6 protein-coding genes are annotated in these 7,112 nt (G+C 71.3%); 2 read left to right on the top strand and 4 right to left on the bottom strand.

The annotated features are described in order from the left end of the window. Positions 1 to 117 precede the first annotated feature (117 nt). Positions 118 to 699 (bottom strand): flavin reductase family protein, encoded by a 582-nt coding sequence (locus tag OKJ99_RS20365; protein ID WP_326018325.1) that lies wholly within the window; start codon positions 697 to 699, stop codon positions 118 to 120. 306 nt (positions 700 to 1,005) lie between these two features. Between OKJ99_RS20365 and cdgB the strand changes: the two genes are divergently transcribed. Together cdgB and OKJ99_RS20355 are read left to right on the top strand one after the other, a co-directional pair. After that, positions 1,006 to 2,706: a diguanylate cyclase CdgB gene (cdgB, locus tag OKJ99_RS20360; protein WP_326018308.1), complete on the top strand. Its 1,701-nt coding sequence runs from the start codon at positions 1,006 to 1,008 to the stop codon at positions 2,704 to 2,706. 111 nt (positions 2,707 to 2,817) lie between these two features. Further along, positions 2,818 to 3,756: a carbohydrate-binding protein gene (locus OKJ99_RS20355; protein ID WP_326018306.1), complete on the top strand. Its 939-nt coding sequence runs from the start codon at positions 2,818 to 2,820 to the stop codon at positions 3,754 to 3,756. A 145-nt stretch (positions 3,757 to 3,901) separates the two neighbouring features. On the opposite strand, the gene OKJ99_RS20350 is transcribed toward OKJ99_RS20355, so the two are convergent. The 3 genes from OKJ99_RS20350 to OKJ99_RS20340 all read right to left on the bottom strand — a co-directional run bounded on the left by OKJ99_RS20350 (position 3,902) and on the right by OKJ99_RS20340 (position 7,013). Next, the gene (locus OKJ99_RS20350) at positions 3,902 to 4,831 is read right to left on the bottom strand and encodes a 1-phosphofructokinase family hexose kinase (RefSeq protein WP_326018304.1); all 930 of its coding nucleotides are present in this window, start codon (positions 4,829 to 4,831) and stop codon (positions 3,902 to 3,904) included. Between the two features lie 104 nt (positions 4,832 to 4,935). Then, on the bottom strand, positions 4,936 to 6,072 hold the full coding sequence (nagA, locus tag OKJ99_RS20345) for an N-acetylglucosamine-6-phosphate deacetylase (protein WP_326018302.1): 1,137 nt from the start codon (positions 6,070 to 6,072) through the stop codon (positions 4,936 to 4,938). Next, positions 6,072 to 7,013 carry an ROK family protein gene (locus tag OKJ99_RS20340; RefSeq protein WP_326018300.1) on the bottom strand — a complete coding sequence of 314 codons (942 nt, stop codon included), beginning with the start codon at positions 7,011 to 7,013 and terminating at the stop codon, positions 6,072 to 6,074. Before OKJ99_RS20340 ends, nagA begins: the two co-directional genes overlap by 1 nt. Positions 7,014 to 7,112: the final 99 nt, after the last annotated feature.

The raw sequence follows: 7,112 nt of genomic DNA, 5'->3' as shown, positions 1-7,112 counted from the left end.
CCCCCCCCCCACCCCGCTGCTCAATCGCCGCAGGGGCTTGATTTGCCCAGACCGCCGCTGAGGCTTGATTTGCCCAGACCGCCGCAGGGGCTTGAAATGCCCACCCCGGCCGAAGGCCTAGCCCAGGCTTCGGTACCGGCCGCGGAAGTACATCAGCGGTCCGCCCTCCGCACTCGGCAGCGCAGCGCTCAGCACCCGGCCGATGACCAACGTGTGGTCGCCCGCCGCGACCGTGTTCTCCGTGCGGCACTCCAGCGTCGCCAGCGCCCCGCCCACCAGCGGAGCGCCCGTGTGCTTGCCGCGTACGTACGGGATGTCCTGGAACAGGAGGCGGTCGCTGAGCCGGCCCTTCATGGCGAAGCGGCCGGCGATGTGGCTCTGGGACTCCGAGAGGACCGAGACCCCCCACAGCGGCTGCTCGTCCAGGAGGTCGTCCATACGGGAACTGTTGCGCAGCGACACCATCACCAGGGGCGGGTCGAGGGAGACGGACATGAAGGCCGTCGCCGTCATGCCCGCGTCCTCGCCGGCCGGCCCGTCGGGGTCGAGCTGCGGCTCGTGCGAGGTCAGCAGGACGACGCCTGCGGCCAGGCGGGACAGGGCGGCGCGGAACTCGTCGTTGCTCACCCCCTCAGCATGCCCGGAGGGGGCTGTGGGGGAGGGGACGGAAGGGACGGAAGTGGCGGGGGACGTCTTCAACACGCCTTCAACGCTAGCTTCGGCCCCACGCGCCCCGCATCGGGCCGATGGCCGAGGCCGGTCCTAGGACCATGGGCGCGGTTCGTGTTCAGGAAACGCACAGAACCCACCCTGTAATGCACCCCAATCCTTCATCTCCTGCTGTGACTTGAGTCACAGGTGCCATAATTTGTTGACCCTGTGTACCGGGTGCACAGCTCGCTGTGATTCAGTGGCGTCGACACTGCTAATGAACGTGCTGCTGCACGTGCGAAGCGAACCGATCCGAATTCTGGAGTGCTGTCGAGGTCTCGGGGAGAACTGAGCATGGAGACCGAGTCGGAGCCGTACGTCCGTCTTGCGACCCTGCGTCAGCTGCACGAGGTGATGGCGGACATGAACACCGCCCGCAGTCTGGCCGACACTCTGCAGACCGTCGCGGACGGAGTCGTGAGCGGGCTCGGCTACGAGCTGGCGTGCGTGAACCTCGTACGTCCCGACGGTGATCTGGTCGTCGCCGCCTTCGCGGGCAACTCCGCGGCCGAGGCCCTGATCACCGGACGCGTGGGCTCCCGCGCCGCCTGGGACCGCCGCCTCGCCATGGGCCAGCAGTGGGACGAGCTGCGCTTCATACCGCACACCGAGGGCTGGGTGCTCGACGAGGACGACGTGCCGCAGTGGTTCACCGCGGGACCGCCGCCCCGCTTCGAGGACGAGTGGCACCCCGCCGACCGCCTGTTCGCCCCCATGCACGCGACCGGGACCTCCGGTGGCGAACTCATCGGCGTGATCTCCGTAGACCGCCCGCGCAACGGCCGCATCCCCGGCGCCTGGGGCCGCGAGGCCCTGCAGATGTACGCCTTCCAGGCCGCCATCGCGATCAGCAACGCACGCCTTCGGTCCAACATGCAGCGCGCCCTGGTCCGCCTGGAGCGCGAGCAGCAGGCGCTGCGGGCCAGTGAGGAAAGCTTCCGGCAGGCCTTCGAGTACGCCCCCTCCGGAATGGCGATCGCCGAAATGGGCGGTGACCAGCACGGCCGGATCCTGCGGACCAACGACGCGCTGTGCCGCCTCCTCGGCCGCCCGGCCTCCGCCATGCGCCGCTACTCGTTCTCCGACCTCGTGCACCCCGAGGACATCGGCACCCTGCTGCGCACCTCCGCCGAGGGCGGCCGCGCGGAGCTGCGCCTCGCCCGCCGCGACGGCACGTACGTCTGGGTCAGCCTGCGCAACTCGGTGGTCGCCGACGCCGCCGACGGGCCGCGCTTCCTGCTCACCCACGTCGAGGACATCGAGGAGCGCAAGCGTCGCGAGCTGCACCTCGCCCACCGCGCCTCGCACGACTCGCTCACCGGCCTGCCGAACTCGGCGGAGCTGCGCGCCCGCCTCTCCGCCCGCCTGTGCCGTCGCCCGTACGAGCCCGGGCCCAGCGCCATCGACTCCCTCGACGCGGCCTACGGCGACCACCGCGCCACTGCCGCCATGGGCGACGACGGGGCCGGGATCGGCTTCGACTTCGGCGCGCCCGTCCCGCACCAGTCGAATCTCTACGAGGGGTTCGACGGCTTCGACCACCATGTGCACGTCGCCGCGCCCGAACACGACGAGGCCTCCGGAGCCGACAACGGCACGAAGGGCCTCGCCGTCCTCTTCTGCGATCTCGACGGCTTCAAGTCGATCAACGACAGGTTCGGGCACAACGCGGGCGACGCCGTCCTCATCGAGGTCGCCCGCCGCCTGACCAGCGTCGTAAGGGACGGGGACACGGTCGCCCGGCTCGGGGGTGACGAGTTCGTGGTGCTCGCCGACGGGCTCGGCCGCGAGGACGCCCAGGACCTCGCCGTCAGGTTGCGGAACGCCATCATTCCGCCGATTCGAGTGGATGGCAGGGCGGTCCGGGTAGGGGCCAGTTTCGGCATCGGCTGGGCCCACTGCGGTATGACGGCCGAGGAAGTGCTGCAATCCGCTGACCAGCGGATGTACGTAGAGAAAAGATCCCGTAGTAAGCAGCACAGGCGGGCCGGATAGCCCCTACATTGGGCGCGGTTCCGCGGTCCCGGTGAGGTCAAGGCCACGTCGTGGGGTCACTCGCAGCGGGTACCCTCGCCGAGGTAAGCAACGTGTAGGGAGTGATCTGGGATGGCGCCCGGCAACGACAGCGGGAGCACCACGCCCGAGGGCGACGACCCGTTCGGCTATCTGTACGCCGACGGGCAGGCGGCCGGGGCGACCCCGCCGGAGGGCGGTGGCTACGGCTACGGCTACCCGAGCTCGCGGTCCTCCTACCGGGGCAACCAGATCCGTACGGTCGGCGAGCGCCAGTACGGGCAGGCCCAGCCGACGCAGCCGACGCAGGCGTACCAGCAGCCGAACGCGCACTACCAGGCTCCCGAGACGATGCCCGGCGGCGTTCCCAGCCAGCCGGGTCCGCCGACGGCGCCCATGCGCGGTGGTGGCAGGGGCCGCGGTCCCAACACCAAGGCGCTCCTGATCGGCGCGGTCGCCGTGGTCGCGGCCGTCGTCATCGGCATCGGCGTCGCCATGGTGAGCAACGACACGGGCGATGACAAGGGCGAGGCCGGCGGCAAGGCGTCCGGCGGTTCCGAGTCGGTGCAGCCGAGTGAGACGGCCTCGAAGTCGGCGCCCCCCGCGAAGGTCGACCTGCCCAAGACCGACGCGAAGACCCTGAAGCTGGCGGGTGGCACGTCCACCGCGTCGGACGTGCAGGGCGCGAAGGCCGACGGCGGGGTGTACGTCGCCGGGTTCAACAAGGTGGGCGCGAGCCTGACCTGGACCGTCAACAACATTCCGAAGGACGGCGCGTACAAGCTGTACGTCGACTACGGAGTGCCCGGCAAGGACTCCGACGCCACGATCGACGTGAACGGCAAGAAGCAGGACCGCCCGCTGAACATGAAGAACTTCGCCGGCGCCGAGGAAGGCGACTGGGCGAAGGGCTGGACGAACACGTGGGCCATCGTCCAGCTCACCAAGGGGACCAACGCGATTACGGTCTCCTGTGAGCAGGGCAACAAGTGCGACGCCAACTTCGACCGGATGTGGCTCGCGCAGAGCTGATCCCCATTAAGCCCCTCCGGCGATTGAGGAGCGGGGTCCGGGGCAGAGCCCCAAGCCCAGCTCCGGCTACCCGGCGAGCGCCCCGGGGCTCCGCCCCGGACCCCGCTGCTCAATCGCCGCAGGGGCTTGATCGGGCTTGAACGGATTAGGCCGCGCCGACCTGTTCGGCGACCGTCACCCGGGCCACCAGGTCCTCGTACGTGCCGCGGTCGAACTCGCCCGCCACCGGCGCCACCACCGTCGCCGCGGACAGCGCCACCGCTCGGGCCAACCGCTGTGGCCACGGCAAATGGTCGACGTGGCCGGAGAGCAGGCCGGCCACCGCCGAGTCGCCCGCGCCCGTGGGGTTGCCGCGCAGTCGTCCGGGGGCCGGGGCGCGCCACTCGCCGTCCGCCGTCAGGGCGCACAGCCCGTCCGCGCCGAGCGAGGCGACCACCGCGTGCGCGCCGCGCCGGCGCGCGTCCTTCATGGCCTGCAACGGCTCGTGGGAGCCGGTGAGTTCGGCCAGCTCGTCCGCGTTCGGCTTCACCAGGTCGGGGCGGGCCGCGACGCCGCGGCGCAGCGGTTCGCCGCTGGTGTCGAGGAGGACGGGGACCGAGGCGGCCCGCGCGGCCCGTACGAGCGTCGCGTAGGCGCCGACCGGGACGCCCGGCGGCAGGCTGCCGCACAGCGCCACCGCGGAGGCCGAGCGCAGCAGATCCGCGTACGCCTCCTGGAAGGCCGCCCACTCGGCGGGCGTGATCGTCGGGCCCGGTTCGTTGAGCTGCGTCGTGTCACCGGTCGAGGCGTCGGCGACGGCGATCGTGCGGCGGGTCGCGCCGGAGACGGGCACCAGGGCGTCCGCGACACCCGGGGTGCCGAGCAGCTGGTCCTGGAGCGTGCGGCCCGTCGCGCCGCCCACGAATCCCGTCACGGCCACCTCGTGACCGAGCGCCGCGAGCACCCGCGCCACGTTCAGACCCTTGCCGCCGGGGCGCTCGGTGACCTCGGTGACGCGGTGCGTGGCGTGCGGGCGCAGGGACCGCACCCCGTACGTGATGTCGAGTGCGGTGTTCAGCGTGACCGTCAGGATCACAGGACCCCACCCCCCTTGCGTACTTCCAGTAACGGGGCCTGATCATGCCAAAGTCAAGGCGGTTGGCCCAGGCCTCGGGTCAACCGCCTTGTATACGAGGGATGTTACGGCTGTACGAGCCACTCGCCCTTGCGCAGTACGCCCTTGACCTCGAACTCCGCGTCCAGGACCACGAGGTCGGCGTCCTTGCCGGGCTCCAGCGAGCCCACCTTGTCGTACAGGCCCAGCAGTTGGGCCGGGTTGGCGGAGATGGCCCGGACGACGTCCTCGACGGGCAGCTTGTCGATCGTCACGGCCCGCTTGAACGCCCGGTCGAGCGTCAGCGTCGAGCCCGCGATGGAGCCGCCCTCCACGAGCCGCGCCACGCTGTCCTTCACCTCGACCTCCAGCGGGCCGAGCATGTAGCGACCGTCGCCGAACCCGGCGGCGTCCATCGCGTCGGTGATGAACGCGACCTTGTCCGCGCCCTTGTGATGGAACGCCAGCTCCAGGGCGGCCGGGTGCAGATGCGTGCCGTCGTTGATCAGCTCGACGGTGATGCGGTCGTCCTCCAGGAGCGCCGCGATCGGCCCCGGGTCGCGGTGGCCGAGGCCGGGCATCGCGTTGAACAGGTGCGTGGCGACCGTGGCGCCCGCGTCGATGGCCTCCACCGTCTGCTCGTACGTCGCGTCGGTGTGGCCGATCGCGGCGATGATGCCGTGCTCGGCGAGGAGGCGTACGGAGTCGATGCCGCCGGGCCGCTCGGTGGCGAGGGTGACCATCTTGGCCTGGCCGCGGGCGGCGTCGATCAGCTTGCGGACCTCGGCCGGGTCGGGGTCGCGCAGCAGCGTCTCGTCGTGGGCGCCCTTGCGGCACGGCGAGATGAACGGGCCCTCGAAGTGGATGCCCGCGATCTCGCCGTGCTCGGCCAGTTCGGAGAGCAGCCCCGCGCGCTGGACGAGGAAGTCCATGTCGCCGGTGACGAAGGAGGCGACGGCCGTGGTCGTGCCGTGCTGCTGGTGCGTGCGCACCCCCGTGAGGATCTCGTCGATCGCGCCGGAGGTGAAGGACGCGCCGCCGCCGCCGTGGTTGTGCATGTCGACGAAGCCGGGCACCACCCAGTGGCCGGTCAGGTCGACGGTCTCGGCGCCGTCGGGGGCAACTCCGGCGATCTTCGTGCCGTCGACGATGACGCGTCCGTCGGTGACGGTCCCGGTGGGCAGTACCACCTTGGCGCCGGTGAGCACCTTTGCTGTGGCCATCAGGTGGTTACCTCCGTGTTGTCGACGGCGAGCAGGTCCCAGGCGAGCAGTCCCGCGCCCAGGCATCCGGCGCTGTCCCCGAGGACGGCCGGGACGATCGTGGGGAGCGCCTGGAAGGTGACGCGCTCCGCGACGGCCGCACGCAGGGGTGTGAACAAGGTTTCCCCGGCCTCGGCGAGCCCGCCACCGATGATGAGCGTGCGGGGGTCCAGCAGAGTGAGTGCGAGCACGAGTCCGTCGGCGAGCGCGTCCACCGCGTCCTGCCAGACCCGGCCCGCCTTCGGGTCACCCGCGTCGACGGCCTTCGCGCAGTCCGCAGCGGTCGCCTTCTCGTCTCCGCTCGCCTCCTGCCAGGCCAGGGTGACCGCGGAGGCGGAGGCGTACCGCTCAAGGCAGCCGCGCTGACCGCAGCCGCAGGCCACGCCACCGGGGCGTACGACCACATGGCCGATCTCGCCTGCGGAGCCGTGCGCGCCGGGTTCGATGCGTCCTTCGATGCCGATGGCGCCCGCGATCCCGGTGCCGAGCGGCAGGAACAGGAACCGGTCGGCGTCCTTGCCGGCCCCGAGCCGTCCCTCGCCGAGCCCGCCGGTGCGCACGTCGTGGCCGAGTGCCACGGGGATGCCGCCGAGCCGCTCGCTGAGCAGGGCCCGCATGGGGACGTCGCGCCAGCCGAGGTTGGCCGCGAACAGGGCGATGCCGTCCCCCTCGTCCACGACGCCGGGCACCGCGACCCCGGCGGCGTGGGCGGGCTCGCCGAGATGCCGCTCGCCGTACGCGCGCAGTTCGGCGGCGAAGTCGAGGATCGACTCCACGACCGCGTCGGCGCCGCGCTCGCGCCGGGTCGCCCGGCGCGCCTGGTGCAGCAGGTTGCCGTCGGTCCCGACCAGGGCGGCCTTCATCCCGGTGCCGCCCACGTCCAGGGCGATGACATGTTTCACGGGGGACAGTCTCGCGCGTTCACCCTTGAGAGGTCTAGTCCAGTCCCCCCACGTTTCCGCTCCGGTGCTCATGTGGTGTAGACCTTCTGGGGGACCATG

It is taken from the genome of Streptomyces endophyticus (assembly GCF_035798155.1).
Classification (GTDB): domain Bacteria; phylum Actinomycetota; class Actinomycetes; order Streptomycetales; family Streptomycetaceae; genus Streptomyces; species Streptomyces endophyticus.
The sequence above is the reverse complement of the archived record's forward strand: the minus strand, read 5'-3'. Positions and strand labels throughout refer to the sequence as shown.